Origin of the sequence: Pelobium manganitolerans (genome assembly GCF_003609575.1) — a bacterium.
GTDB classification, from domain to species: Bacteria; Bacteroidota; Bacteroidia; order Sphingobacteriales; family Sphingobacteriaceae; genus Pseudopedobacter; species Pseudopedobacter manganitolerans.
The window spans coordinates 28241-54033 of the sequence record NZ_MBTA01000026.1 but is presented as its reverse complement, the minus strand read 5'-3'; the positions used below and the strand labels follow the sequence as shown (position 1 = coordinate 54033).

Annotated in this window: 23 protein-coding genes; 13 read left to right on the top strand and 10 right to left on the bottom strand. The window is 41.1% G+C overall.

Annotated elements, in window-relative coordinates:
* Positions 1-2: 2 nt before the first annotated feature.
* Positions 3-608, bottom strand: a complete 606-nt coding sequence (locus BCY91_RS12135; RefSeq protein WP_120182320.1) for an NUDIX hydrolase — start codon at positions 606-608, stop codon at positions 3-5.
* Here BCY91_RS12135 and pyrE point away from each other — a divergent pair.
* The 5 genes from pyrE (at position 607) to BCY91_RS12110 (ending at position 4452) form a co-directional block, all read left to right on the top strand.
* A complete protein-coding gene (pyrE, locus tag BCY91_RS12130; RefSeq protein WP_120182319.1) occupies positions 607-1248 on the top strand; it encodes an orotate phosphoribosyltransferase in 642 nt (213 codons plus the stop codon). The two genes, BCY91_RS12135 and pyrE, sit on opposite strands and share 2 nt — an antisense overlap.
* Before the next feature lie 7 nt (positions 1249-1255).
* Positions 1256-1651 carry an SRPBCC family protein gene (locus BCY91_RS12125; protein WP_120182318.1) on the top strand — a complete coding sequence of 132 codons (396 nt, stop codon included), beginning with the start codon at positions 1256-1258 and terminating at the stop codon, positions 1649-1651.
* Positions 1652-1751: 100 nt separating this feature from the next.
* Entirely contained in the window at positions 1752-2342 is a 591-nt protein-coding gene (locus BCY91_RS12120) for a Crp/Fnr family transcriptional regulator (RefSeq protein ID WP_120182317.1), read from the top strand.
* A 69-nt stretch (positions 2343-2411) separates the two neighbouring features.
* The gene (locus BCY91_RS12115) at positions 2412-3290 is read left to right on the top strand and encodes a pirin family protein (RefSeq protein ID WP_120182316.1); all 879 of its coding nucleotides are present in this window, start codon (positions 2412-2414) and stop codon (positions 3288-3290) included.
* A 64-nt stretch (positions 3291-3354) separates the two neighbouring features.
* Positions 3355-4452: an MBL fold metallo-hydrolase gene (locus tag BCY91_RS12110; protein ID WP_120182533.1), complete on the top strand. Its 1098-nt coding sequence runs from the start codon at positions 3355-3357 to the stop codon at positions 4450-4452.
* 274 nt (positions 4453-4726) lie between these two features.
* On the opposite strand, the gene BCY91_RS12105 is transcribed toward BCY91_RS12110, so the two are convergent.
* Together BCY91_RS12105 and vapB are read right to left on the bottom strand one after the other, a co-directional pair.
* Positions 4727-5110 carry a type II toxin-antitoxin system VapC family toxin gene (locus BCY91_RS12105; RefSeq protein ID WP_120182315.1) on the bottom strand — a complete coding sequence of 128 codons (384 nt, stop codon included), beginning with the start codon at positions 5108-5110 and terminating at the stop codon, positions 4727-4729.
* Positions 5110-5316 carry a type II toxin-antitoxin system VapB family antitoxin gene (gene vapB, locus BCY91_RS12100; protein ID WP_182995376.1) on the bottom strand — a complete coding sequence of 69 codons (207 nt, stop codon included), beginning with the start codon at positions 5314-5316 and terminating at the stop codon, positions 5110-5112. The genes BCY91_RS12105 and vapB overlap by 1 nt, the downstream gene beginning before the upstream one ends.
* Before the next feature lie 205 nt (positions 5317-5521).
* On the opposite strand from vapB, the gene clpB reads away from it, so the two are divergent.
* Positions 5522-8119, top strand: coding sequence for an ATP-dependent chaperone ClpB (gene clpB / locus BCY91_RS12095; RefSeq protein WP_120182313.1), 2598 nt, complete (start codon positions 5522-5524; stop codon positions 8117-8119).
* 86 nt (positions 8120-8205) lie between these two features.
* Here the strand turns inward: clpB and BCY91_RS12090 are convergent, their stop codons facing one another.
* From BCY91_RS12090 to BCY91_RS12070, 5 genes are all read right to left on the bottom strand, one after another.
* Entirely contained in the window at positions 8206-9087 is an 882-nt protein-coding gene (locus BCY91_RS12090; protein ID WP_120182312.1) for a hypothetical protein, read from the bottom strand.
* The gene (locus BCY91_RS12085; RefSeq protein WP_120182311.1) at positions 9087-9641 is read right to left on the bottom strand and encodes a carboxymuconolactone decarboxylase family protein; all 555 of its coding nucleotides are present in this window, start codon (positions 9639-9641) and stop codon (positions 9087-9089) included. The genes BCY91_RS12090 and BCY91_RS12085 overlap by 1 nt, the downstream gene beginning before the upstream one ends.
* 116 nt (positions 9642-9757) lie before the next feature.
* On the bottom strand, positions 9758-11866 hold the full coding sequence (locus tag BCY91_RS12080) for an OmpA family protein (RefSeq protein ID WP_120182310.1): 2109 nt from the start codon (positions 11864-11866) through the stop codon (positions 9758-9760).
* An 8-nt stretch (positions 11867-11874) separates the two neighbouring features.
* A complete protein-coding gene (locus tag BCY91_RS12075; RefSeq protein WP_120182309.1) occupies positions 11875-12795 on the bottom strand; it encodes a PorP/SprF family type IX secretion system membrane protein in 921 nt (306 codons plus the stop codon).
* Positions 12796-12797: 2 nt separating this feature from the next.
* Entirely contained in the window at positions 12798-15341 is a 2544-nt protein-coding gene (locus BCY91_RS12070; RefSeq protein WP_120182308.1) for a T9SS type B sorting domain-containing protein, read from the bottom strand.
* Between the two features lie 402 nt (positions 15342-15743).
* On the opposite strand from BCY91_RS12070, the gene BCY91_RS12065 reads away from it, so the two are divergent.
* From BCY91_RS12065 to BCY91_RS12040, 6 genes are all read left to right on the top strand, one after another.
* On the top strand, positions 15744-16436 hold the full coding sequence (locus BCY91_RS12065; RefSeq protein ID WP_120182307.1) for a TolC family protein: 693 nt from the start codon (positions 15744-15746) through the stop codon (positions 16434-16436).
* On the top strand, positions 16436-18631 hold the full coding sequence (locus tag BCY91_RS12060; RefSeq protein WP_120182306.1) for an exopolysaccharide transport family protein: 2196 nt from the start codon (positions 16436-16438) through the stop codon (positions 18629-18631). The genes BCY91_RS12065 and BCY91_RS12060 overlap by 1 nt, the downstream gene beginning before the upstream one ends.
* Entirely contained in the window at positions 18632-19789 is a 1158-nt protein-coding gene (locus BCY91_RS12055) for a glycosyltransferase (RefSeq protein WP_245989114.1), read from the top strand.
* A gap of 135 nt (positions 19790-19924) precedes the next feature.
* Positions 19925-21409 (top strand): O-antigen ligase family protein, encoded by a 1485-nt coding sequence (locus tag BCY91_RS12050; protein WP_120182305.1) that lies wholly within the window; start codon positions 19925-19927, stop codon positions 21407-21409.
* 52 nt (positions 21410-21461) lie between these two features.
* On the top strand, positions 21462-22670 hold the full coding sequence (locus BCY91_RS12045) for a glycosyltransferase (RefSeq protein WP_120182304.1): 1209 nt from the start codon (positions 21462-21464) through the stop codon (positions 22668-22670).
* Positions 22671-22674: 4 nt separating this feature from the next.
* On the top strand, positions 22675-23775 hold the full coding sequence (locus BCY91_RS12040) for a glycosyltransferase family 4 protein (RefSeq protein ID WP_120182303.1): 1101 nt from the start codon (positions 22675-22677) through the stop codon (positions 23773-23775).
* 72 nt (positions 23776-23847) lie between these two features.
* Here the strand turns inward: BCY91_RS12040 and BCY91_RS12035 are convergent, their stop codons facing one another.
* On the bottom strand, positions 23848-24381 hold the full coding sequence (locus tag BCY91_RS12035; RefSeq protein WP_120182302.1) for a DUF4256 domain-containing protein: 534 nt from the start codon (positions 24379-24381) through the stop codon (positions 23848-23850).
* A 6-nt stretch (positions 24382-24387) separates the two neighbouring features.
* Positions 24388-25176: a C40 family peptidase gene (locus tag BCY91_RS12030; RefSeq protein WP_120182301.1), complete on the bottom strand. Its 789-nt coding sequence runs from the start codon at positions 25174-25176 to the stop codon at positions 24388-24390.
* Positions 25177-25306: 130 nt separating this feature from the next.
* Between BCY91_RS12030 and BCY91_RS12025 the strand changes: the two genes are divergently transcribed.
* The gene (locus BCY91_RS12025; RefSeq protein WP_120182300.1) at positions 25307-25774 is read left to right on the top strand and encodes a universal stress protein; all 468 of its coding nucleotides are present in this window, start codon (positions 25307-25309) and stop codon (positions 25772-25774) included.
* The last annotated feature ends 19 nt before the right edge of the window (positions 25775-25793 follow it).

The following is a 25793-nucleotide window of genomic DNA, read 5'->3' as shown; positions in this document are numbered from 1 at the left end:
CCTTAGCTGGCGCAATCTATGACTTGCAATATATTGGCGAAGGTGTTGGCGCGCACAACATTAAATTCGTTTTTTGCAAACCACTTAACTTCGCTAATCCCTTCTTCTAACTGCGGAATAAGTTTTTGCTTGCCCTTTGCATCCATCGCATACCAATGCGAAACTTTTAATACCGGTTTGCCTTTTATCTCGTAAACGTGATAGGTTTTGATGATTTTCTGGCGCAGTTTTTTCACTTTAATCCCACACTCTTCTTGCACTTCGCGCACAGCTGCATCTTTCTTTTTTTCATCTGCTTCTAGCTTTCCTTTCGGCAAATCCCAGCGTCCGTGGCGGTGGATAAACAGGTATTTCCCATCTTCGTTACGCACCAAACCACCGGCAGCTTCAATTACGCGTACCTTCTTTTTTATGGATTGGAAAACGGCTTTAGGCTCGTCTGATAATAACAAAAATTTGGACTTTGGGTTTTTAGAAAGGTCGTGGTAAAATTTTTCAAAATCAAAACCTTGAAGCTCAACAAGTTGATAATTGCTTGCACTTTCGGGAAGTTTAGATGTAATAATAAGAGCCTTTTCGTTGATATAAATATTGTATTTTTGCGCCATGTACAACAAAAGTGAGATTGAACAGAAAATTGCTGAATTTTTGTTGCAAATTAAAGCAATAAAATTACAACCTAATAATCCTTTTACATGGGCATCGGGTTGGAAATCTCCTATTTATTGCGACAACAGAATTACGCTCTCCCACCCTTCCATCAGAACTTATATTAGGCAAAAACTTTCTGAGCTGATACAAGAAGAATTTGGCGCTTGCAGCGTAGTTGCTGGTGTAGCCACTGCCGGTATTCCGCAGGGCGCATTGGTGGCGCAAGATTTAGGCTTGCCTTTTATTTATGTGCGCGCTAAAGCCAAAGAACACGGCACGCAAAGCTTAATAGAAGGTGAAATTAATCCCGGCCAACGTGTGGTAGTGGTAGAAGATTTAATTTCGACCGGTAAAAGTAGCTTGCAGGCTGTTGCCGCTTTGCGCGATGCCGGTTATGAGGTAGCAGGCTTGGTTGCGATATTTTCTTACGGTTTTGATGTAGCCGCAGAAAATTTTGCGGAAGCTAAATGCCGTTATGCAACCTTATCTAATTACAGCGCTTTAATTGAGTATGCCGCAGAGCATAACTTTATCCAAAAAAACGACATCCAACTTTTAGGCGACTGGCGTAAAAACCCGTCGGAGTGGGGAAAATAATTTAGCCATGACAACTTTTGAAAGTAGCGTAGCCATAGCAAAACCGGTGGAAGAAGTATTCGCTTTTTTAAGCGATTTAAACAACCACCAGCAGTTAATGCCCGAAAATATTTACAATTGGAGCAGCAGTGCAGATGAAGCCCGTTTCACCATCCAAAACATGGCAAAACTGGTTTTGAAAGTGACTGAGCGCATCCAAAATCAAGAAATTTTGATTGAACCGGCAGAACAGGCACCCTTTGCGCTAAACATGCGCTGGCTAACTGCTGCTGACGGTGCTGGCACTACCGCAAAATTAGTGGTAGCTGCAGAATTAAACATGATGCTGAAAATGATGGCCAGCGGACCTTTGCAAAAACTGGTAGACCACCAGGTAGCTACTTTGGCAAAAGTATTGGGTTAACTTACACAAGCTAATCATATAAAAGCGATGAACCGGTTTTCATCGCTTTTTTTGTTGGTGTATATTGCTAAATTGTGCATTACTTGCATAGCAAACCTTTATGAACACTTTTACCCTAAAAAGCTATTTAACCTCTAACTTAGGCATTAACGAAGTTGATTTAAACGAGCTGACCAAAAACTTTAAGTCGAAATTGGTTAAAAAAGATGAGTTTTTATTGCGGGCAAATGAATATTGCAAACAAAGCTTTTTTGTAGAAAGCGGCTTGTTAAGGCAGTTTTCTGTTGATAGCAAAGGGAAAGAACATATTATTTCATTTGCGCCGGAAAACTGGTTTGTTACGGACCGGGAAAGCAGTTACTTTAACCAGCCTTCGGTTTATTATATACAAGCGTTAGAAGCCAGCAGGGTTGTGCTGTTGGATGAAAATCAGTTGCAAACAATCGGCGGAAGCATCCCTTCTTTTGCAGAGTTCAACAACAAATTACTGCATAACCACATCAGGGTTTTGCAAAGCAGAATTAACTCCCTTTTAGGCGACACCGCCGAAGAACGCTATCTTAAATTTATTAAAACCTACCCTGATGTAACTTTGCGCGTGCCCCTAACCATGATTGCCTCTTACTTAGGCATCACCCCCGAAAGTTTAAGCCGCTTAAGGCGCGATTTAGCGCTCAGGAAAACCCGGTGATTTCTTAACATACATCAATGCACAGCATTTAAACCTTGGCTACTTTTACATCAATAAAATTATCAGACGATGAAAACAAAAACTGTAGAACTAGTAGCACAACCTAAAGCGCCACATTTTGTTGGCGACGGCTTTAGGGTTCATAACTTTATTCCAAGCACATTCCGCATGGATATGCAAAGAATGGATCCGTTTATTATGCTGGATTATAACTCTACCTATCGTTTTGAGCCGTCCGCAAAACCTAAAGGCGTGGGCGTACATCCGCACCGCGGTTTCGAAACCGTAACCATCGCCTATAAAGGCAAAGTACAACACCATGATAGCAGTGGCGGCGGTTGCGTTATTGGCGAAGGCGATGTGCAGTGGATGACGGCTGCACGTGGTGTGCTGCACAAAGAATTTCATGAAGAGGAATGGAGCAAAACCGGTGGCGATTTTCAGATGGTGCAGTTATGGGTAAACTTGCCTAAAAAAGATAAAATGTCGGATCCAAAATACCAAGCAATAAAAAAGGACGACATTGGGCACTACCAATTGCCAAACAATGGTGGAACAGTTGAGGTTATTGCCGGCCACTACCAAGGTGTAAACGGCGCAGCAAATACTTTTACCCCTATCCATATGTTTAATGTTAGGCTTAACCCGTCTGCAACGGCAAAATTCAGCTTTCCTGCAAACTACAATACCGTATTGCTGGTTTTAGAGGGCGAAATCACTGTTAATAATTTGGAGAAAGTGCCAACAGACCATTTGGCCTTGATGGCTAACGATGGCGAAGAATTTAGTGTTACTGCCACAGAAAACGCCTTGGTGCTGGTTTTAAGCGGCAAGCCTATCGGCGAACCTATTGCTGCTCACGGCCCCTTTGTGATGAACACCAAAGCCGAGTTAATGGAAGCATTTAACGATTTTAACGAAGGCAAATTTGGATTTTTAGAAGATTAATATTGGCTATAGCTAGTTACCTTTACGGCAACTGTACTTAGTTTTAATGTTAATCTTTATAAAAATGCTGATTGCTGCAATCGTATTAACTCTGCTGATTTTATCCATTTTTCTTTTTTTTAGCTCGGCAGTGTTTGGCGCTAGGCCAAGCGGAGCGCGTTTAGTAAAAATCCGGCAATCGCCCAATTACCGCAATGGTGCTTTTCAAAACTTGGATAAAACACCGGTACTTGCAGAAGGTTACTCGTATAAGAGCGTCTTGTACGAGAACCTTTTTGTAAATAAGCCTAGGCACAAACCCAGTACGCCGCTTCCTTCTGTAAAAACAGATTTGCTAAATGCCAGGCCCGAAGCCGACTTTTTAGTTTGGTTCGGACATTCTTCGTACTACCTGCAATTGAGCGGGAAGAAATTTTTGGTGGATCCTGTTCTCAGCGGTAACGCCTCTCCTTTGCCCGGCACCATGCGTGCCTTTAAAGGAACAGATGTTTACACCGTTGATGATTTGCCAGAAATTGATTTTTTGCTGATTACGCATGATCATTACGACCATCTTGATTATCCAATTATTAAACAATTGCAAAAAAAGATAAAAACCGTTGTTTGTGGCCTAGGTGTGGCTGCGCATTTTGAAATGTGGGGATACCAACCCGAGCAAATTATTGAAAAAGATTGGTTTGACGATGTTAACCTGAGCGCAGACCTAAAGTTGTTTGTAACGCCTACGCGTCATTTCTCTGGCCGAGGATTTAGGCGCAACCAAACCTTATGGGTTTCTTATGTATTGCAAACGCCAAACAACAAGATATTTTTAGGTGGCGATAGCGGCCTTGGCTCGCATTATCAGCTTATTGCGCAACAGCATCCGGATATTGATTTAGCAATTTTGGATAACGGGCAATATAACCCCGCTTGGTGCCACATTCATCATCTTCCTGCCGATTTGGTGAAGGTAATCCAGATTTTAAACCCGGAGCGCGTATTGCCTGTTCACTCTTCTAAATTTGCACTGGCAAACCACCCATGGGACGAGCCTTTGATTAAAGCGAAAGAAGCCTCAGAAAAATACCATTTCTGCTTAGTTACCCCCATCATAGGGCAACGCGTAAATTTAGATAACAAGGATGAAAAGTTTGAAGCTTGGTGGGAAAGTGTGGATTGAGGGCGACGTTTAAATTCACAACAAACCCAAAATCATATTCTTCCTCACTTTTTACTAACTTAGCAAAAAGTATATTTTTTTCCTTGCGGTTGTATGAGCACCATACCGCATTTTAGCAAGCTATATAATCAACTGTTTTTCGGGAAATATTAGATTGCATCTATTACAATTTGGGAAAAACAACGCTATTTTAGAGTCTGGAGACTCTTTTCCATTCTTTTATCCGAAGAACGCTTCGCTCAATTCTTCGGACAAACATTTTTCTTCTAGTCCTTTACCAAATTCTACTACTTAAGTATTGGTCAAAAATGGTATCCGAGCTTACAATAGCAAAACCTTCAATAATAGTCTGAGCGATTATTAATCTATCGAATGGGTCTTTATGATGAAATTCAAGTTCTTGAGTTTTATAAATATGCTCCAATGCAATCGGCAAATGAATGAACTGATAGTCTTTCTGAAACTTTTGAATAAAAGTTTCTAAATTCTGGTCAAATGACAATTTACCGGTTTTTATCTTAATTGCCATTTCCCATATAGAAACATCACTAAAATAAACTTCGGATTCTTTGGATATAAGTGTTCTTGTTTCTCTGGATAATTTGTGAGGATCACTTTCCAGCCAAATTATCACCTGGGTATCAATCAATAATGCCATTAAATATAATCTTGAAAATCATCAGGTGTTTGATTGAAATCATCCGACATTTTGATTTTGCCTTTATAACGCCCCATAATTTGCATTCGTCGATTCTCCAAAGACGATTCTTCCTCTACAGACAAATATTTACTAGCTAAAAACTCAACAAAATCCTCTATCTCCTTTTGTTTAGTAGCCGGTAAAAGTTTTATTTTATTTAGCATTGTGGTAGTCATACCCAAATATAAAGGTTAATTATCTGAAAACAAAAGCTTAAACCATTGGGAGATATGAAATTTTGGCATTATAATCCAATCTTTCAGGACAAAAAGTCACTACCTACCAACCACTTAAGTCAAACATTCCTTTTACTATCTAAAACGCGGTTTGGTTTTATTTTTGATGCCTCATTCCCGAGGAGCAAACACCATGAACTTTAACAATTTTACCATCAAAGCTCAGGAAGCTATCCAAAAAGCTTCTGAGATTACACAAGGTTTTCAGCAACAAGCTATTGAAAACGCGCATATTTTAAAAGGTCTTTTATCTGTAGATGAAAATGTAGTCGGTTACCTATTAAAAAAGCTAAACGTAAACATTAACCGTTTAAATACTTCTTTAGACGGGCAAATTGCCACCTATCCTAAAGTGAGCGGAAGCGAGGTTTATCTTTCATCATCCGCAAACTCGGCATTGCAAAAAGCACAATCTTATTTAAAAGAGTTTAAAGACGAATTTGTTTCTGTAGAGCACATCCTTTTGGGGATTTTAGCTGCGGGCGATAAAACATCGGCTTTGCTAAAAGACCAAGGCGTTACAGAAAAAGACCTAAAGAAAGCAATTAAAGATTTGCGCGGCGATGCAAAAGTGACCGACCAAAACGCGGAAGCCACTTACAACGCCCTAAACAAATATGCCCGCAACTTAAACGAGTATGCAGAATCGGGCAAATTGGATCCTGTAATTGGTCGCGACGAGGAAATTAGGCGGGTAATCCAAATTCTATCTCGCCGTACAAAAAACAACCCGATATTAATTGGTGAACCGGGCGTGGGTAAAACCGCTATTGCAGAGGGCATTGCGTTTAGGATTATCAAAGGTGATGTGCCAGAGAATTTACGCTCTAAAGTGGTTTATTCTTTAGATATGGGTGCCTTGGTAGCTGGCGCAAAATATAAAGGCGAGTTTGAAGAACGTTTAAAAGCGGTGGTAAAGGAGGTGTCGGACAGTGATGGCGAAATCATTTTGTTTATTGACGAGATACATACCTTGGTGGGCGCCGGCGGTGGCGAGGGCGCTATGGATGCGGCAAACATCTTAAAACCTGCATTAGCGCGTGGCGAATTAAGAGCCATTGGCGCAACTACGTTAAACGAATACCAAAAGTACCTGGAAAAAGACAAAGCTTTGGAACGCAGGTTCCAAAAAGTGATGGTAGAAGAGCCAGATACTGCCGACGCTATTTCTATTCTACGGGGCTTAAAAGAGCGCTACGAAACACACCACAAAGTGCGCATTAAAGACGAAGCGATAATTTCTGCCGTTGAGCTTTCGCAACGTTATATTTCTGACCGCTTTTTGCCAGATAAGGCGATAGACTTAATGGACGAAGCGGCATCCAAACTGAGGATGGAGATGGACTCTGTTCCAGAAGCGGTGGATGAGCTGGACCGTAAAATTATGCAGCTGGAAATTGAGCGGGAAGCCATCAAACGTGAAAAAGATGAACGCAAAGTTGCCGATCTTTCTAAAGAAATTGCCGATTTAACATCGGAACGCGACGAGTTAAAAGCAAAATGGCAAGGCGAAAAAGATTTGGTAGATAACCTAAACAGTAAAATCGAAAAAATTGAGGATTTAAAACTGGAAGCCGAGCAAGCAGAACGTGCCGGAGATTACGGTAAAGTGGCTGAAATCCGTTACGGACGCATCAAAGAAGCGCAAGAAGAAGTTGAGCGGCTAAAAACCGAATTGCAGAGCAAAACATCAGACAACCGCATGTTAAAAGAGGAAGTAACTTCTGAAGATATTGCGGGTGTGGTAGCGCGTTGGACCGGTATTCCGGTAAATAAACTGGTAGCCAGCGAACGCGAGAAATTGTTAAGTCTAGAAAGCGAACTGCACAAGCGCGTTGCGGGGCAAGAAGAAGCTATTGAGGCTTTATCCGATGCGATTAGACGTTCAAGAGCGGGCTTAAGCGACCAACGCAAGCCTTTAGGTTCTTTCATTTTCTTGGGAACTACCGGCGTGGGTAAAACCGAACTGGCCAAAGCTTTAGCCGAGTTTTTGTTTAACGATGAACACAGCATGGTGCGTATTGACATGAGCGAGTACCAAGAACGCCACGCCGTAAGCCGTTTAATTGGTGCGCCTCCGGGATATGTAGGCTACGATGAAGGTGGACAGTTGACAGAAGCTGTGCGCAGAAAACCTTATTCTGTGATTTTATTGGATGAAATTGAAAAAGCGCATCCAGACGTTTTCAACATTTTACTACAGGTTTTGGATGATGGCCGTTTGACTGACAATAAAGGCCGGGTGGTGAATTTTAAGAACACCATTATCATCATGACGTCGAATATCGGATCGCACTTAATACAAGAAAATTTCAGTTTGCTGGTGGATGATAACCGCGAGGAAGTGATTGCGAAAACCAAAAATGAGGTTTTTGAATTGCTGAAAAAATCTATCAGACCCGAGTTTTTGAACCGGATTGATGAGGTGATTATGTTTACGCCGCTTAACCGCGATGAAATACGCGACATTGTGAAGCTGCAGTTTGCCGGTGTACAAAAATCACTAGCGGAAATGGGCATCCAGATAGACGCATCGGAAGAAGCTTTAGATTGGCTGGCCGAGTTGGGTTACGACCCGCAATTTGGCGCACGTCCGTTAAAAAGAGTTGTTCAGAAACGTGTTTTGAACGAACTTTCTAAACAGATATTAGCAGGAAAAGTGGATCGCGATAGCAAAATAAAATTAGATGTGTTTGATAAAAACTTTGTTTTCATGAACGCATCCGAATAAAACAGCTTCCCTCCAAAAACAAAACACTCATTCGAATTTAAAAAAAGAATGAGTGTTTTTTTTTTGGAGCCAACGGCGCAATAAACCTAAGCCTCGGCAATAAAACCGCCGGTTAAATCTTTATTCAGTAAAATATTTGCGCGCTTAATTTCTTCGTCCAGTTCATAAGCCGAGCTGGTCAATAGATTTATCACATCGCGCAAATTGTCTAAATCGTTCATATCGGCTTGCGCTAATTGCAATAAACCCAAAATATTGGCCAAAGGTCGGCGTATTTCATGCGAGGTAATCCACGAATACTCTTCCAAAGCCGTATTTCTCGCCTGTAACTGTGCGGTTCTTTCTTTTATCAACTGTTCTTGATTAACCAATACGCGCTCTATTTCCGCGTTTTTTGCACTGATCAGTTGCAAGTTGCTCTCGATAACTGCGCTTTGCAATTGTGCATCAAGCGAAAGCTTTATCTCCGAAAATTTAGTGAGGTATAAATCCAGCATCAGCTTTGCAAACTGGTTATCAATTTGCGAAATTCTCAGCTTTGGCCGAGATGCAAAACCAAAAAAAGCGGTATAAACTGTTTTATTGGATAAGGGCACCAAAGCTAGCTCCTCATAATCGTTTTCGTTGATGTCGAAACCTTCGAAAATATCAGCTATAAGCTCAAATGGGATTTCTTGTTTAGTTACCAACTTAGGAATCATGGTTGTCAACGCAAGTCGCTCAAGGCCTTTCAACACTAACCCCGTCCCTACAGTAATTAAAGTTTTATGTTTATCGTAGCGTATTTCATGAAAATAATCGGATTTAAAAACCACGACGCGTCCGAAATTAAAAGGCATCAGGTACTTCACGTGCTTTACCAGCATATGCGCTAAAGCATCAGTATCCTTGCATTTTGAAATGCCGGCGGCATATTTCGAAAATGCCTCGTAACGCAGCCTAAGCGATACGGCTTCTACAGAAACCATTAGGCCGCTTCTGCCAATTCGTTATCCACTTTAATTCCAGAAATTTCTGCAATAGTAGTGGCCATGTTCACAAAATCTGCTAAACTTAAGAGCTCAATAATTTCGGTAGCGCTAAAACCTTCCTCTTGCAAAAGCTTCACCTGCTCGTCTTTGAAAGCTTGAGGTTCTAAAGCCGCATCGGTTACTACTTTAATGGCCGTTTTATAGCTTGATGGAATGATATCGCTGTTTAGGTTTTCCGTAAGCACAAAATCCTTATCATCCGTAAGAGCCGCACTCATCGAGTTGGCAAAAATGCCGTGCACAGTGGTGCAATAGCTGCAAGATTTTCTTTTACTGATGTTGTGGATAATAATCTGCTTTAGCACGTTCGGAACATCGCCTAAAATTAACGTGCCTTTCAATTTTTCCCAATTTCCTTTTAAAATGGCAGGATTTTCACCTTGGCACTTTAACCAATTAAGCACAAAGGGAATACCCAATGTCCTCATGCTGTCATCGTAAATCGCTCTTGTCTCGGCAGAAGCATCGTCATAATTCACTACTTTGTACATAAAATTTATTTAGTAAAGTTTTTAATCTGTATTTTTATTAAATATAGAGCTAGAAAATTAAAATCAAGCGTCTATTTTTTTTCCGGAAAACAGCTATAAACAGGCTCTATATCGACTTACTTACAATCAATCAGCGCTAAATTTATTCCGTTATAAACCACTTCAAATTCGGTACGGCGGTTCATCTGTTGTTCGGCTTCCGAACATGGAACGCCATCGGTACACCCATTAACTAAACGGCTTTTCCCAAAATACTGGACAGAAACTCGTGTTGGCGCAATACCTTTTTTTACCAGGTAGGCTTTCGCCGATTCGCCTCTTCGCAAAGACAGCACCCGATTATAACTTTCCGAAGCGCGACTGTCGCAGTGGCTTTTGGTCACCAATTCAATATCCGGATATTTGTTCATCAGCGCTACCACATGATTTAAATCAGCTTCTGCATCTGCGCGGATAAAGTATTTGTCTAAATCGTAATAAATGTTTTGTAGAGCAAAAACTTTCTTTAAAGAATCGCAATGGTCTATCACAAATTTTTGCGCATCGTTAGTGCCTTTTAACTTCAACGGAACAAAAATCACCGAATCTTTGTTGATTCCATCTGTACCCACGTACCTTCTTTCTGGCAGATAATCTTTTAGTTTACCGCTTAACTCGTAACCGGTATCTTTCATCAGCGGCTTTCTAAACTCGCCTTTATCATTCAAAGTCAGCACCTCTTCTTTGTCTCCGTTTCTCAAAATCACCGTGGCGCTTTTCAATGGCAAACCGGTGCTTGCATCTGTAACCACGCCTTTTAAAATAATACCGAATTCTTTTTTTACGAAAGAGTAAATATTGTCGTTACCAGCGCGGTTAGAACTTAGGTAACCTGTTAATTCGCTAGTTTTTGCTACACCGAAATCATCGTAAGGTGAGTTAAACGGCGCACCTAAATTCTGCGGACTGCCAACAGGGCGTAAATCTTTCAGTTTAACACTAAAAACATCCAAACCTCCCAAACCAGCCAAACCGTTAGACGAAAAATAAAGCGTATTATCTTCATCAAAATAAGGGAAAGCTTCGTCTCCTTCGGTATTAATTTTACGTCCTAAATTTACCGGGCGTCCCCAGTCTGATTTTTCATCCAAGCGCACAGAATAGTATAAATCTGTACCTCCCGATCCGCCTGGCATATCCGAAGTGAAAATTAAAATCTTACCGTCTTTGCTTACTGTGGGATGCCCTACCGAATAGCTGTCGCTGTTAAAAGGGAAAGCCACAATATCTTGATGGTTTGTACCTTTAGCGGTAAATAGCTTCAAACGCACCACGCCGTCTTTACCCTTGCCTTTTTTTCCTTTAAAATAATTGTTACGTGTAAACATGATAGAGCCATCTGGCAACACGGTCGACACGCCCTCGTGAAACTTAGTATTAATTTTCCCCGAAAAAGGCCTGATGTTTAAGCTTGCCGATGTTTTTGCTAAAGCTGCGTAAACCGCCGGGTCATAAACGCCAACTATTTTACTGTCATTGCTGGTTGGCGCCGTATTATCATCGTTGATTTTACCCACGGTGGCCGTAGCTTTGTTGGTGGCGGTAGCGCCCGAGTCGGCATCAACTACGTTTAAGCTGTTAATGTCTTCTAAGTAAAACAAATCGGAAAAAGGCGTATTATCCCAAGCAAAAACATGTTCTACCGCCTTTGGCTGATACCTGTTGCTGGTAAAAACCAAACCGTTTTTGTACAGCATTGGCGCATACTCAGAGGCAGGACTGTTGATATTTAAAAACCCTACCGACCAGCTAAAGCCTTTACCTAATTTTTCAAAATCCACTTCCGAAAAGTATTGCCCTCTCCTATCGCTTGGCACCATCGCCAAATATTTGCGATACCAAAGTTCAGATTTTTCGTACTCTGCATGGTTGGCGAGCGCTTCGGCGTAATGTAAAACCCACTCGGGTTTAGCAATATCTTTTTGGTTAAGCTGTTCGTAATAACGCAACGCTTCCGGATATTGCTTGGTTAAACGATAGCTGTTAGCAATCATTTCCAGTGCGCTTGTGTTAGCCGAATCTTTGGCTAAAACTGGCTTTAAAAGCGCGATTGTTTCTGCATAGCGCAAGTTTTTGTAAGCATTGCGCGCTGCTATTAATTCGGCTTGTTGTTTTTGCGCTTGCGAAGCTAAGCTAAAGCACAAAGCACTCGCAATCAGATATATTTTGATATGTGTGAATTTCATAACCTAGCTTAAAAATAACGTGGTGAAATAAATTTGTCTTTGCTAAAACCAAACTCGTAGCGCAACATAATCTCGTGGCTTCCACTGTTAAATTGTTGCAGTTTAGTGATGCTATGGTCATAGGCATAGCCGATGCGTATTTGTGGTGTAGCCTGTACCTCTAACAAACCGGAAACATCTGCATTTGAGCGATACTGAGCACCAATAGCCAGTACATCTTTTATCCAAAGCGTGGCATTTAAATCGCCCTCGATAGGCGCCCCTTTAACCTCTTTTATCATGATAGACGGCTTCAGTTTAAAATCATCGTTCAACGCAAAAACAACCCCGGCAGTTAAAAACAAGTGGATTTCTTGCTTAGAAAGGTTGGTGCTGTACAATTTATTAGGTAAAAGTTGTGGCGCAGATAAACCAACGTAAAACTTATCAGAGTTATAATAAACGCCTGTACCTACGTTAAACAAAAACTTGTTTACGTTGTCTTGGAAAGCCATATCGGTGTTTGAACCGCTTGGGTCCAGAACTACGTTTTGATAATTGGCTTTAAAGCCGGATAAACTGGTTTGCAAACCAAAAGACAAAGAACCTTTATCCATACGGATGCGGTAGGCTCCGCTGGCCACCAAGCCGGTATTGCTGGTGATGCCTAACTTATCGCTAAAAAGCTGCAGACCTAAGCCTATCTTTTTATCATCAATAGGCGCATCAATAGTTAAAGTTGTGGTTTCTGGTGCGCCTTTTATTCCGGACCACTGGTTGCGGTATAAAGCCGTTGCAGAAATAACGTTTCTGCTGCCTGCATAAGCCGGGTTTAAAGCCAAAGCATTAAACATATATTGTGTATACATGGCCTCTTGCTGCGCCTTAACAGAATTAGTCACAGCTAAAAGCGAAAAAATGGAGAGTGTTATATAAAGATATTTTTTCATGATTATCTGTTTAGCGTGATAAATCCAACGTATTTTTTACCGTTGTAATTAACGATGTAATAATAAGTACCAACCGGCAAATCGCTTCCGATAGAAAGCCCTTTGTTAGATCGGCCGTCCCAATCATTCACATAGTTGTTAGATTTGTAGACGACATTACCCCAGCGGTTGTAAATCTCCAAAACCAATGGCGTTAAGCCTCCGTTATTAATTACAAACGTATCGTGCTCGCCATCTCCATTTGGAGAAAAACCTTCGGGAATAAATATCTTATCCACTTTAAATGTTACAGGCGTTGGATCTTTCGGACTTACATCTTCTGGCGTAGTTGGATCAGGCTTTAAACCATCTGTAGATTGATCTTGAGTCACCGTTCCGTCTAATACCGAAGTGCCTTCTGCAAAAGCTACGTTTTGGAAGTTGAACACGCCTGTGCTTAACTTCACGTTCACCACTAATTCAATTTTTGCTGTTGCCGATGCTGCTAATTGGTTATTTGGCGCTAACAACTCGATAATCGAACTTCCGTTGTAAGCGGCGTTGGTAGTCAACAGGCCATCAGTAGAAGTTAAACTTACAATGGTAAATGGCGTAGCGCCAAAAGTGGTAGTTAAATCATCTGTCAAAGACACATTTTGCAAAGCTACATTGCTAAAATTGCTAATGGTGAATACGAATTTTGCATTGTAGCTTTCGTCTGCCTGCTCATCCGCACTAATAAAAGCTTTAGCCAAACCTATTTTAGCCGGTTGTGGTACAGCAATGTTTACCAGCGCCGGGGTTGATTCGGCACCATGGTTATCTTTCACGGTGTAAGTGAAACTATCCGGTCCCGCTGTAGTTGGCGTGTAAGTAACTACGCCAGTTACCGGGTCCACTGCTAGACTGCCATGTGCGGGCTGTGTTTTGATAGTCACTGTTGTTTTATCAATTGTGGCGTTGCCATCGCGGTCGGTATCGTTGACCAAAACGTTGATGTTTGTTGACGTGTTTACTTTTCCAACTGCATCATCAGGCACAGCCACCGGAATAGCATTAACCAGCACCGTCACATCATCAGACACGGCGCATTGTCCGGCTAAGTTTAAGGTCCAGGTGAAAACATAGGTTCCTAAAGCCAGGTTAGTTGCTGTGGCATTGGCTAATGTTGCGTTTGTAAGCGTTGCGCTGCTTGGTCCCGATTTCTGAGTCCATAAACCGGTGTAGCCGGCCGGTCCGTTTCCGCTTAGATTAAAAGTTCCGGTTTGCGTAGCGATGTGAATTGTTTGATCTGCGCCTGCATTAGCTGGAATAGTATTAACCGGCGCGTTAATGGTTAAAGTTGCCACGTTAGATACCGCGCCTTTATCGTCGGTAACCAAATATTTCACAGATGCAGAACCTGTTACATCGCCGTTAGCCGGCGTAAAAGTGATGGTGCCATCGATATTCGCGGTAAAAGTTCCTTTACCTGCTACTGATTTGCTTTTTTGCTCTCCCGGAGTTGAAGGATCCAAATCTAAAGAGGTTTTTACCAAAATCCCTCCCGGGTTAGTAGACGCATCGTTAGCCAACACATCCCACGTAGAGGTTTTGGTTAAACATTCATTTACTACATCATCAACCGCGCTTGCTGCGGTTAAAGGCCTCCGGTAAATATCAATAGATACGTTTCTTATTTCGTGAAAGTTGGTTTGGTCTCCGGTAGATGATGAAATGCCGTAAGCGATATTTGCCGGTGGCGTATCACTGTATAAAAAATCTTCTATTAAAGTGGTAGTTTTAGTTGGGGTTCCACCTTCTTTTATTCTTACAGTGATATAATAACCACTGCCCGGTGCAGGCTTTAAATCAATGTAAGCCTTACGATAAGCCAATTCTGTACTATCGGGAAAACGCTGCGGCAAATCGTAGCGTACCAAATCTACCCCTTTATCTTCTGCCCTTACAGAGGTTAAATAACGGTAATTGTTTGCTGTTAAGGCGTCTCCGTTTCCTTTACCTCTTAAAGTAACCGACTTTTTGGTGGTTCCAAACAAATCCGGGCCGGTAATACCGCCTTGTCTCCCCTCAACCGGGTTAGAGAAGTTTCCGTACTCATCAATCCCTACGCCTAAATAACCATTGCTAACGCCCGGTAAAAGTGGTGTACTGGTATAAAGTGGATGCCATTGTGCATAGCCTAAAGAACCTCCGAAGCCTCCAATGTTGAAGTTAGTTGTAGATCCATCAAACAAGAAAAAGCAGATACCATCTGCCCCACTGCCACCGTAAACAAAGTATTCAAAAGAGATGCTTAAACCTTGGCTAGTGTTAAAATTTTCTTTGCTATAAATAAACCCCTTTTCGTTATTTCCAATGCCAGTTAAACGCAAATAACCCTGCCCCGGCGGGTCAATACCTTGTGCAGCGGTTAAAAAGGCGGTTGGTGTGCCACCAAACTCGATTTTATTGGCGGTGGTTTCTTTGAAGCTTTGGAAATAAGGTAAATTTTGAGCACTTGCCGTTTGTAAAGCAAGCATAAAAGCACAAAACACACCTTTTTTAAGCGTAAAATGTATTTTCATATTTGAGCGTTATTTAAACCCCGGGGGTTCATTTAATAAACGCCCTTCTCCAAATATCACTCCACAACATGCTTTAAACCCTGTAAATAGAGCCATATGCGAGCGTAAGCACGTTTTTTGGCGCATTTAAAAAAAACAAGGTCAAAAAATATAAATATGCATAGTGCATCGCCACGAAAAGCTTTCCCCATTAAGGGATTTTTTTCCTCATTGTTTCTACATTTGGTAACGAATTGATTACGTTAGCATCATCCCAATAAAAAATAAAAACAAGCTAAAAACCGCCAGATGCTAATAAAAAGCGGGTTTTGGTTACTTTAAACAGCTTTTTGGCATCATATTACCATATAGCCACGAAAGTAGAAGCTTGCGCAAGCTGGCTTGTACCGTATAAGATGAACTATGATAAGCTTTACTAAAAAATTTCTGCTCTCTCTCTCGTTGCTTGCGGGCATTGGCGCCTATAACCGCCAGGCCTTTGCGCAACAATCTATGGTACCAGATGTTTCCTATCTGTTTTTGGAAAAATTGATTGCTACGGCTAAGCAAAACTATCCTGTGGTAAAGCAAAACAAAATCAAAGAGGAAATTGCCGATTTGCAAGTAAAACAGCAGGTGCTAAACTGGTTTTCGCCTTTAAGCGTTTCGTACCTTTCGCAGCCAAACAACACCATCAACCTGGTTGATCCGCGTTTTTTTACCGGTTACCAAGTTGGGGTAAGCGTTAATATAGGCGAGATTTTACAGAAGCCGGGCAACGTCAAAATCGCGAAAAAAAACTTAGCCTTTACAGAACAGTTAACCGCGCAATCAGACAATAATCTGGAGCTATTGGTAAAACAGCGCTACTTTTTATACATCCAGCAACTGAATAATGTAAAGCTTTTTACTAAATCTTTGCAGGATGCAGAGGGTTTATTAAATGATTTAAAACTGCGTTACGAACGCGGGGAAGTTACTTTTAAGGATTATAGCGAAGGCCTTATCGGTTACAGCACCATCAGTCAGTCAAAAATAGAATCAGAAGCTTTATTGCTAACTGCAAAAGCATCTATAGAAGAATTAACGGTTACCAAATTGGAGGATATTAAATAATGGAAGAGTTAAAAAAGTTTTATAACCTGCTTTATAGGTTCCGTTTTATAGTTATTGCGGTACCTCTGATCACCATCATTATAGCGTACTTTTTAGTGCGTAACCTGGCCGATCAGTACGTTTCTGAAGGGCAAATTGCTACCGGTATTGTAGACGAAACTCAAATTTTAACCAACGCTGCAGATAAGCAGGAATCTAGCGTGGTGCGTGAGTTTAGCAACCTGATAGAGATTATGAAGTTGGAGAAAATCATCAATTTGGTTTCTTACCAGCTAATTATTCACGATTTAACCGCAGAAAAACCTTTCCGTGATTTAAGTCCGAAAATTAAAGATTTGGCTGAGGTTGACCGTAGAAAAATCCTCAACTCGTTCCGCAAGAAATACGCTAACCGCGAGACTTTAAACGCTTTTAATCCGGATGATAAGCAATTGGTAGAAATCTTGGAATCAATGGATTACAATTCTGATTTTATTTCTGAAAACTTAACTGCAGAGCGTTTAGAGAACTCCGATTTCATCTCCGTCCGTTTTGTTTCCGAAAATCCAGATTTATCAGCTTTTGTGGTTAATACAGAGTGCGGAGAGTTTGTAAGCTACTACACTGCAATTTTAAAGGAGAACCAAACCAAGGCCGTAAAGTTTTTATCGCAACGTGCTAAAGAAAAAAGCGATACGCTAAATAAAAGTGTGGCCGCTTTAAAGCAATATAAAATTAAAAACCGCATCATCAATTTGGTAGAGCAATCGCGCAAAATGTACGAGCTTTCTGCCGAGTACGAAACCCGTAAACAAGAAGCCGAAAAAAGCATTGTAGCCTTAAAAGGCGCAATTGCAAACATCGACAGGCAGTTTGACCCTAATCAGCGCAGGTATTTTGAAGCTTCTCTGGAAAAGGTAAACCAAAATTTGGTACAGTCTAAAAAAGAACTGAACGCCATTACCGAAAAATATATCCAAAGCGGTTTTGACGACGAGTACATGCCGAAGATGGATTCGCTTAAAGAGGTAATCAACAAACAAATTCTGGTGCAATCAAGTAAGTACATTGATAATCCAATGGTGCAAAAGCAAAACCTGATTGCTAAAAAGCTGAATTTACAGGTAGAATATGATATTGCACGTTACAGCTTGGCCACGCTTAAGCGCGAGTTAGCCGATATGAATTCGCGTTTTGATAAGTTGGTGCCTCACGAAGCGGTGATCCAGTCTTTAGAGCGTAAAATTGACATCGCCAGCCGCGAATATTTGGATGTTTTAGAAAAATACAACAGTGCAAGTTTAGAAGCTAGCCTATCCTCAAGGTTACGCCAGGTACAAGTAGCAAACCCTGGAATAGAGCAGCCTTCCAAAAAAATGTTGCTGATTATCCTCAGCGGCATCATCAGCTTTGTATTCTGTTTGTTAATTTTCTTCATCATCTTCTATTTTGACAATAAAATTGGCACCCCGCGCGAGCTTGCACAGATTACAGAGATACCCGTGCTAGGCAAAATTAACCGTGTAAACTCGGCCAGTTTGGCGCTAAAGGAAATCTGGAGCAACCTCAACTCTAACCCAGAAATGCAGGAACTAAAAAAGCAGTTGCGTTCTGCACGGTACGAAATTAGCAGGGAGATGTTGCACAAACCGAACGAGCGCAAAGGCCAAGTGCTAAATATTACCAGCATGAACGACTCGGAAGGCAAAACGCTTTTGGTGGCCTGTATCGCCTATTCTTACGTAGTTATCAGCAAAAAAGTATTGCTAATTGACGGTAACTTTGACCATCCAAGCATCACCGAAAACTCTAACTCGTCTTTTTACATTGAAGATTATCTGAAGTCGGGAAATTTAGGTTCGTCTGAGTTTAGTGCCGGGATTATGGTGATGGGCAACCGGGGCGAAGATAAATCGTTGTTTGAAATTGCGGACGAGGAAACCGTAAAACAACGCATGGACCAATTACGGAACGAGTTTGATATTATCTTAGTAGAAACCCCGTCTTTAGAAACCCTGGGCAAAGCCAAAGAATGGAACTTAGTTGCCGATAAAGTGATGGGTGTTTTTGAAGCTAACCAAGCATTATCACAAAACAAAAAACAGCACATTAACTATCTTAAAGCCTTAAATGGTCAATTTATTGGATGGGTAATTAATAAGGTATCCGTAGATTTAGGCGCTAAAAGCAGCAGTTCAACAAATTTATTGCAGTAAATGATGGCGGAAGCGGTTCATATCGTCTGGATTATTTTGCAGATAGCGTTTGGCTTCCACCTGTTTTTTCCTTTGTTTTTGTTTTTACTAAGCAAAGTAAAAGGAAAAACTACGCCTTCAAAAGAAGCTGTCAAACAGCTTGATTTTGCGGTAATTATCACCGCTTACGAGGAAACAATTAACCTTCATGATGTGGTTGATGCCTTTAGCCAACAACGTTATGAAAACTATACCATTTATTTAGTAGCAGATAAATGTGATGTTAGCCAACTGCACTTTGATAATCCGCGTGTAAATGTGTTGGTTCCGCCACAAACCATTGGAAGCAACACCGGCTCACACGCCTATGCTTTTGAACATTTTAAACAAAAACATGACGTGGTTACCATCATTGACAGCGACAATATCATTGACAAAAATTATCTTTTTGCGCTAAACCAATGTTTAAGCCAAGGTTTTAAAGCCGTACAAGGCTTGCGGGCCGCCAAAAATCTGGATAGTGATTATGCCCGCCTAGATGCTGCACGTGACATTTATTACCATTATTATGATGGCGAGTTACTGTATAATGTGGGTTCATCGGCTACCCTATCGGGCTCGGCCATGGCTTTTGATGTTAATTTATATTCGGATTTTTTAAGTAAATGCAAAGTGAGCGGTGCCGGTTTTGATAAAGTACTGCAAGCTTTTTTAGTACAACAAGATATACGGATTGCGTTTTGCAAAAAGGCGGTACTGCTTGATCAGAAAACCAGTAACGCTAGTACATTGGTAAAGCAAAGATCCAGGTGGATTAATACTTGGTTTAAGTATTTTAAGTACGGATTTACCTTGTTGTTTAAGGGCCTTAGCCACTTTTCATTTAACCAGCTTTTGTTTGGTTTGGTGCTGTTGCGCCCGCCCTTGTTTATCTTCTTAATACTATCATTGTTGGCTTTAGTAATCAATATTGTTTTAGGTTTAAATGTATGGCTTTGGGTTGCGGGTTTTGTGGCTTTCATTGTTGCATTTTTTATTGCTTTAGCATCAGCAGATACCGATAAACGCATTTATAGCGCATTGGCTAAAATTCCGAAGTTTGTATTTTACCAAGTGCTTTCTTTAACCAAAGTAAGGGTTGCCAACAAAATATCGGTGGCAACCAAACATGAAAAATGAAGTTATGAGAGTTGATCCAGATCAAAAAATCATCAAACGGAAGGCTTCCTATTTTCTATGGTTTAAAGAATGGGCAGCGATAATTTTGTGCTTTATAGCCGTATTCTTTTTCTTCTTTAAAATCTTGTTTTTTTAATGGAAAGTATCAACATAAACGCTTCCGGAAGTAAAAAAATAAACTACCTATTGTGGTTGGTTTTATTAACTCTTTCTGTTACCACGGTAGGCATTTTTGCTTTCTATGGTTCAAAGGCTGGCGTTTTTCCTTTGCTGGGTTCAATGGCTTTAGTGTTCGTTTACATTGTAATCAAAGAACCCAAATTTGCGGTAATTTCTATTATGTTGCTGGCCTATTTCATCATGTTCCTGATTATTGCCATCAACACTACATTTCCGCTCGGGACCATTATGGACGCTATGTTGGCTGTGATGATTTTGGGCTTTTTTATCCAACAGAAGTACAACCGCAACTACTGGATCCTCAAAAACCCTATCGGTTACATGATTGCCATCTGGGTAATTTATAACCTATTGCAATTTGCTAATCCGTTTGCGGCATCTAAAATGGCCTGGCTTTATACCATCCGAAGCGTGGCCGTGGTAATGCTCTCCTACTATATTTTCACCTATTATTTGGATAGCAAAAAGTTTTTACGCACGCTTATTGGCTTATGGTTGGCCTTATCAGTAATTGGCGCACTGTACGCTATCAAGCAAGAGTTTTTTGGCTTTTTTTGGTTTGAGGAACGTAACCACTACGACCCGTTGGTTTACAGCCTCAACTTTATCGACGGCCACTGGCGCAAAAACTCCATTTTTTCTGATCCGGTAGCGTTTTCTTACAATATGGCCGTTTCTGCTTTATTGTGCATAGGCTTAATGACTGGGCCGTTTAAAACTAAATACAAAGTGTTGCTAGGTTTTTTGGCTGTTTTATTTGCCGTGGTAATGACATATTCAGGGACGCGTGCGGCTTATGTGTTGATACCCGCAGGTTTATTATTATTTTTCATATTAAAATTAAACCGCTGGACCTTAGCTTTGTCGTTTCCAGCATTGCTTTTGTTTTTGATTTTAATTCGCGTACCTACCAGCAACCCTACCATGACGCGTTTCCAATCGGCGTTTAAGCCCGGGCAAGATGCTTCTTTTAACGTACGGAAGGTAAACCAAAAGAAAGTTCAGCCTTATATTCAATCGCATCCCATCGGGGGCGGTTTAGGTGCATCGGGTATATGGGGCGTGCGTTTTGCGCCCAACTCTTACTTGGCGCAGTTTCCGCCAGACAGTGGCTATGTCCGCGTGGCAATGGAGCTGGGATGGATTGGGCTTATCCTCATTTGCACCTTGATTTTCACCGCTTTATATGTTGGGATTCGCAATTTCTTTACCATCCGAGATCCCGAGCTTAAATCATATTGTTTAGCTATGGTATTGATGGTTTTTGCTTTGTCTATCGGCAATTACCCGCAAGAAGCCATTGTGCAGTTTCCGCTCAGCATTTATTTTTACCTGATGTTGGCCATTATTACTGTTACCAAACTGCTGGATAACCAAACAAAAGGCGAAGAAAAGGAAACTCCCGCACCTGCAAAAAAGATTGACGCGCGCGTATATTGAACCTTACAGTTAAGTTTTTCTTATTTTAGCACTTCAAAAACACACCTGTTACATGTTAAAAAATGCCGTAGTTTTTATTCTGAGCAATGCTAAATACGACGCTCCAATAGAATCTACCGGCTATACATTAGCAAAGCACCTGGCAAAAGATAACCGGGTTTTTTATATAGAATATCCGGCTACCATCCGCGATTATTTTGCGTTTAAGCACCTCCCCGAGTTTGAAAAAAAGAAAAAACTTTACAACCGTAAATCGCTTGGAGTTTTAAACACCGAATTTGATAGCCTAAAAATTGTAATTACACGTTTACTGCTCTCTATCAACTTTTTACCCGAAGGCTGGCTTTACCGAAAGCTGTTGCATTTAAACGAAAAGCGTATTGTTAAGCGTATCGAAGGGGTAAAAAAAGCTTTCGGTATCACAGATTTCATCTTCATCAATTCGTTTAACATCCACTACCCTAACGTGGGCGCCATGCTTTCGCCAACGCTAAACGTTTACCATTGTGTAGATCCGCTGGTGTCCGGTTATGATACCAAGCACGGTTTAATTTCCGAAGCAAAACTGGTGGCGCAAAGCGATGTGGTGATCTGCACCAGTAAAAAGTTGTACAATTTAAACAAGGCACGGCACCCGCACGTATTTTTTGTGCCCAACGCTGCCGATTTTAATTTGAGCCAACAGAGTGCCTTAGCCAGTACCCCCGTTTATCCGCAACTGTTAAAATTCAAAAAACCGATTGTCGGGTTTTTAGGAAGTATAGAAGGCAGAACTGATTTTAAATTATTGGGCGAGGTGTGCAGGGCAAATCCGGATAAAAACTTTGTATTTATAGGACCTATCGCCCAATCGTACTTACACAAATTAATGGCTTTGAGCAACAACGTACATCATTTACCCAGCGTGCCTTATGCGCAAATGCCCCAGGTTTTAAAAGGTTTTGATGTGGCCATTATCCCTTTTGAGAAAAATGAAGCCAGCGCCACTATTTTTCCATTAAAATTATTTGAATATTTGGGAAGTGGGACGCCGGTTGTGGCTACAGACTTTAATTTGGATTTAGAAGAACAAACCGAGGGCACTGTGCCGTTTTGTGCAAACGCACAATCATTTTCCGATGCTTTAAACGAAGCCTTAACGCAAGATACCGAAGAGAAAAAAATGGCCCGCTTAAACGCTGCCAAACAAAATACTTGGGAAAAGCGAGCAAGTGAGTTTTCCGAAATTTTAGAGCAATTTTTTAAAGCTAAGAAGCCATAAAACCATGCGCAGGATATTTTTTGACCACCAAAAATTTAGCACACAAAAATTTGGAGGCATTAGCCGATATTTTGCAAACATCATTGGTGCTATCAAAGAAAACCCAGATTTTGATTATTTATTAGGAGTTGCCAATTCAGACAACTTTTACATTAAGGACGAACAAATTCCACTTAACAACGCCCTGGCCAATCAGCTGCTAAAATCTGAATTTGGCTTCCGCCGATTTAGGCTGAACGAGTTATACAGCAAATATCTGCTCGGAAAAAACAAGTTCGACGTTTTTCACCCCACGTATTACGACCCATATTTTATCAAATACCTACGTAAACCGATGGTAACCACCATCCACGACATGACTTATGAGCGCTTACCAGCGTATTTTTGGGTGCAAGATCCTTTAACTTCTCAAAAACGGATCAGCGCACAACGCGCCGATAAGATTATCGCAATTTCTGAAACTACCAAGCAGGATTTGGTGGAAATTTTAGAGGTGGATGAACGCAAGATTGAGGTAATTTACCACGGCATAGACGTTTTTTCGCCTTTAGCGCTGGAACCCATCTCAAACTTGCCACAGAATTACGTATTTTTTGTGGGGGATAGAGGCGGCTATAAAAACTTTTATCTGCTGTTAGATGCCTTTGCCCTGCTGGCAAACAAGCATCCGGACCTGCATTTGGTATTGGCCGGTGGCGGAAAGCTTGTAGGTGCAGATGTAGAAATCATCAACCGTAAAAAGCTGAACACGCGGGTACACCATTTCCAAGCCAACGATGCTCAGTTAAATTATCTTTATCAACAAGCCAAGCTGTTTGTTTACCCTTCTTTATACGAGGGTTTCGGCTTGCCTATTTTAGAAGCTTTTAAAGCCAAATGCCCAATTTTATTGAGTGATACAGCCTGCTTCAAAGAGATAGCACAAGATGCCGCCTTATTTTTCGGCAAACATGCTTTAGACGATTTGGTGTATAAAATTGAGCAAATGCTAGGCGATGAAGTTTTACGGAAAAATCTAATAAAAAAAGGCACCGAACGTTTGGCGCATTTCCCGATAGAAAAATCAATGGAACAAACCTTAAATGTTTACCGGGAGTTGTGTTAGGTGGTGAGGTGGTTAGGTGTTAGTTTGTTAGGTGCTAGTTGTTTTTACTTTTGAATTTTTACTTTTCACTTTCTACAACCACAAAAAAGTTCTGAAACCGCGCGAGGCATAGTAAGATTCGGCTCCGTTATGGTAGGTAAAAACACGATTATAGCGCCTATCGCAAAATATGGCTCCGCCTAAACGCCTAACTTCATCCGGCGTTTTTACCCAGCTAGAAGTTTTTAAATCAACGCTTTCTACCAGTTGTAGTTTGTAATAAAGAGCTTCATCCATCAGTTCGGCACCAATTTCGGCCGCTGCACTTAAAGCATCATTCTTGGGTTTATGTTCTTTACGGCTGGCCAATGCATCAGCATCATAGCAAAAACTTCTTCGTTCTTTAGGGCTTTCTTTAGCGCAATCGCAAAAAAGAAAACCTTGTTTATCGTCTGCACCAAGCACATCCGGTTCGCCACCGCTTTGTTCCATTTTTAAAAGCACACTTACCGTCTTACCGTTTTTATTTAGTTTTCTGAAAACATCTGCCCAAGCTAAACCTTTATGACGGTGCATGTTCTGCTCAAATCGCGTTTTTAAAACGGAGAATAATTCACTCTTTTCCATATCTGTTTAATGGTACCTTTTAATAATTCTTAATTTATGGGTGTACCTTTGCTCATCGCCAGAAAATATGCCTTGGTTATCAATACGGTCAATTTTAACCCGGCCAGAAGCATGAATAATTTGGCTGTTATTTAACATAATGCCTACATGGGTAATGCGGCCTTCCTCGTTATCAAAAAACGCTAAATCGCCGGCCCTTGCTTCTGTTAAAAAATCAACCAAGTCGCCTTGCTCGGCTTGTTGCCAGGCATCGCGATTAAGCGGAATTCCTAAAATTTTAAATACAATTTGTGCAAAGCCAGAACAGTCTATACCAGCGTGCGTGCGTCCGCCCCATAAATAAGGCACGTTTAAAAACGACTTTGCGGTTTCGCTTAAATTTGCATCAAAATCATCGGCATTTGGCGCCACCACGTTGCTAGAGGCAAGCTGGTACTGTTCGCCAGCTAAAGAAAATTTGCCCTCGTTATAATTGGGCAAACTGGTGCCGGCATGTAAATAAACGGCCGATTTTGCAGTTCCTTTTAATGCCAGCATATTGGCCTCATTGCTCACAAAACAGCAATCATCTTTTGGCTGGCTCAAATATTCCGCCTCAATTTTTGTGGTTTGTTTAGCATCTACCCAGCCCACGTAATTATCTGATAAAGTTTTTATTTGCAACCATTCACCTTCTTGCGCAAAAACCTCAAAGTAGTCCGCAAACAAGAGTTGCGAAATCATCTCGGCCCGGTGCGAAGGCGTAGCTCTTAAAGGGATAGCTGAAAGTGTAGTTGTGGCAAAAAAGTTTTCCATTGGCTTTTTCAGTAGTGTTATCAAACGAAAGTAAAATGCAAGAAAGCAATTAATATTTATGGAACTTTCACATGTTATCCAGTGGTCTGAATTTTGCGTAATTTAGTTAAATAAAAATAAAACTTTAACCATGGAAAATCCAATAACTTTCAATCGCGTACTTATTGCGGTAGACGATTCAAAATATGCTTACCAAGCTGCTTCGTACGGTTTTGCATTGGCACAAAAAATTGGCGCTAAGGTGGCGCTGGTGCACATTAACCAAGTTCCTATTGCTACAAATGTTACCGGCGATCCTATTTTGGGCGACCCGGGGATTATACTGCCAAACATGATGGATATACAGCAAGAAAATGCGAAACACCTTTTTGCAGATATGCGCGAAAAATATGCGGCCGGGGCCGATGTTGACGAATATATCCTAATTGGCGATGTAAGTACAGAAGTGGTGTCTTTGGCCAAAGAACAAAACTTTTCGATGATTATTATCGGAACGCACAGCCGCAAAGGTTTTGACCATTTTATATCCGGTTCTATCGCCGAAAGCGTAAGCCGCCATGCAAAATGCCCAGTACTCATTATCCCTTCTAAGGACTGATAAAAATATTCTAATTTAG

Bases quoted from the DNA above. Each gene is read 5' to 3' on its own strand.
- BCY91_RS12110 (WP_120182533.1), top strand. From the start codon at position 3,355: ATGCTGATTGCTGCAATCGTATTAACTCTGCTGATTTTATCCATTTTT.
- BCY91_RS12050 (WP_120182305.1), top strand. From the start codon at position 19,925: ATGGAAAGTATCAACATAAACGCTTCCGGAAGTAAAAAAATAAACTAC.
- BCY91_RS12115 (WP_120182316.1), top strand. From the start codon at position 2,412: ATGAAAACAAAAACTGTAGAACTAGTAGCACAACCTAAAGCGCCACAT.
- BCY91_RS12040 (WP_120182303.1), top strand. From the start codon at position 22,675: ATGCGCAGGATATTTTTTGACCACCAAAAATTTAGCACACAAAAATTT.
- BCY91_RS12080 (WP_120182310.1), bottom strand. From the start codon at position 11,866: ATGAAATTCACACATATCAAAATATATCTGATTGCGAGTGCTTTGTGC.
- BCY91_RS12030 (WP_120182301.1), bottom strand. From the start codon at position 25,176: ATGGAAAACTTTTTTGCCACAACTACACTTTCAGCTATCCCTTTAAGA.
- BCY91_RS12120 (WP_120182317.1), top strand. From the start codon at position 1,752: ATGAACACTTTTACCCTAAAAAGCTATTTAACCTCTAACTTAGGCATT.
- BCY91_RS12125 (WP_120182318.1), top strand. From the start codon at position 1,256: ATGACAACTTTTGAAAGTAGCGTAGCCATAGCAAAACCGGTGGAAGAA.
- vapB (WP_182995376.1), bottom strand. From the start codon at position 5,316: ATGCTAAATAAAATAAAACTTTTACCGGCTACTAAACAAAAGGAGATA.
- BCY91_RS12065 (WP_120182307.1), top strand. From the start codon at position 15,744: ATGATAAGCTTTACTAAAAAATTTCTGCTCTCTCTCTCGTTGCTTGCG.
- BCY91_RS12035 (WP_120182302.1), bottom strand. From the start codon at position 24,381: ATGGAAAAGAGTGAATTATTCTCCGTTTTAAAAACGCGATTTGAGCAG.
- BCY91_RS12075 (WP_120182309.1), bottom strand. From the start codon at position 12,795: ATGAAAAAATATCTTTATATAACACTCTCCATTTTTTCGCTTTTAGCT.
- BCY91_RS12045 (WP_120182304.1), top strand. From the start codon at position 21,462: ATGTTAAAAAATGCCGTAGTTTTTATTCTGAGCAATGCTAAATACGAC.
- BCY91_RS12105 (WP_120182315.1), bottom strand. From the start codon at position 5,110: ATGGCATTATTGATTGATACCCAGGTGATAATTTGGCTGGAAAGTGAT.
- BCY91_RS12070 (WP_120182308.1), bottom strand. From the start codon at position 15,341: ATGAAAATACATTTTACGCTTAAAAAAGGTGTGTTTTGTGCTTTTATG.
- BCY91_RS12085 (WP_120182311.1), bottom strand. From the start codon at position 9,641: ATGTACAAAGTAGTGAATTATGACGATGCTTCTGCCGAGACAAGAGCG.
- BCY91_RS12055 (WP_245989114.1), top strand. From the start codon at position 18,632: ATGATGGCGGAAGCGGTTCATATCGTCTGGATTATTTTGCAGATAGCG.
- BCY91_RS12090 (WP_120182312.1), bottom strand. From the start codon at position 9,087: ATGGTTTCTGTAGAAGCCGTATCGCTTAGGCTGCGTTACGAGGCATTT.
- pyrE (WP_120182319.1), top strand. From the start codon at position 607: ATGTACAACAAAAGTGAGATTGAACAGAAAATTGCTGAATTTTTGTTG.
- BCY91_RS12060 (WP_120182306.1), top strand. From the start codon at position 16,436: ATGGAAGAGTTAAAAAAGTTTTATAACCTGCTTTATAGGTTCCGTTTT.
- clpB (WP_120182313.1), top strand. From the start codon at position 5,522: ATGAACTTTAACAATTTTACCATCAAAGCTCAGGAAGCTATCCAAAAA.
- BCY91_RS12135 (WP_120182320.1), bottom strand. From the start codon at position 608: ATGGCGCAAAAATACAATATTTATATCAACGAAAAGGCTCTTATTATT.
- BCY91_RS12025 (WP_120182300.1), top strand. From the start codon at position 25,307: ATGGAAAATCCAATAACTTTCAATCGCGTACTTATTGCGGTAGACGAT.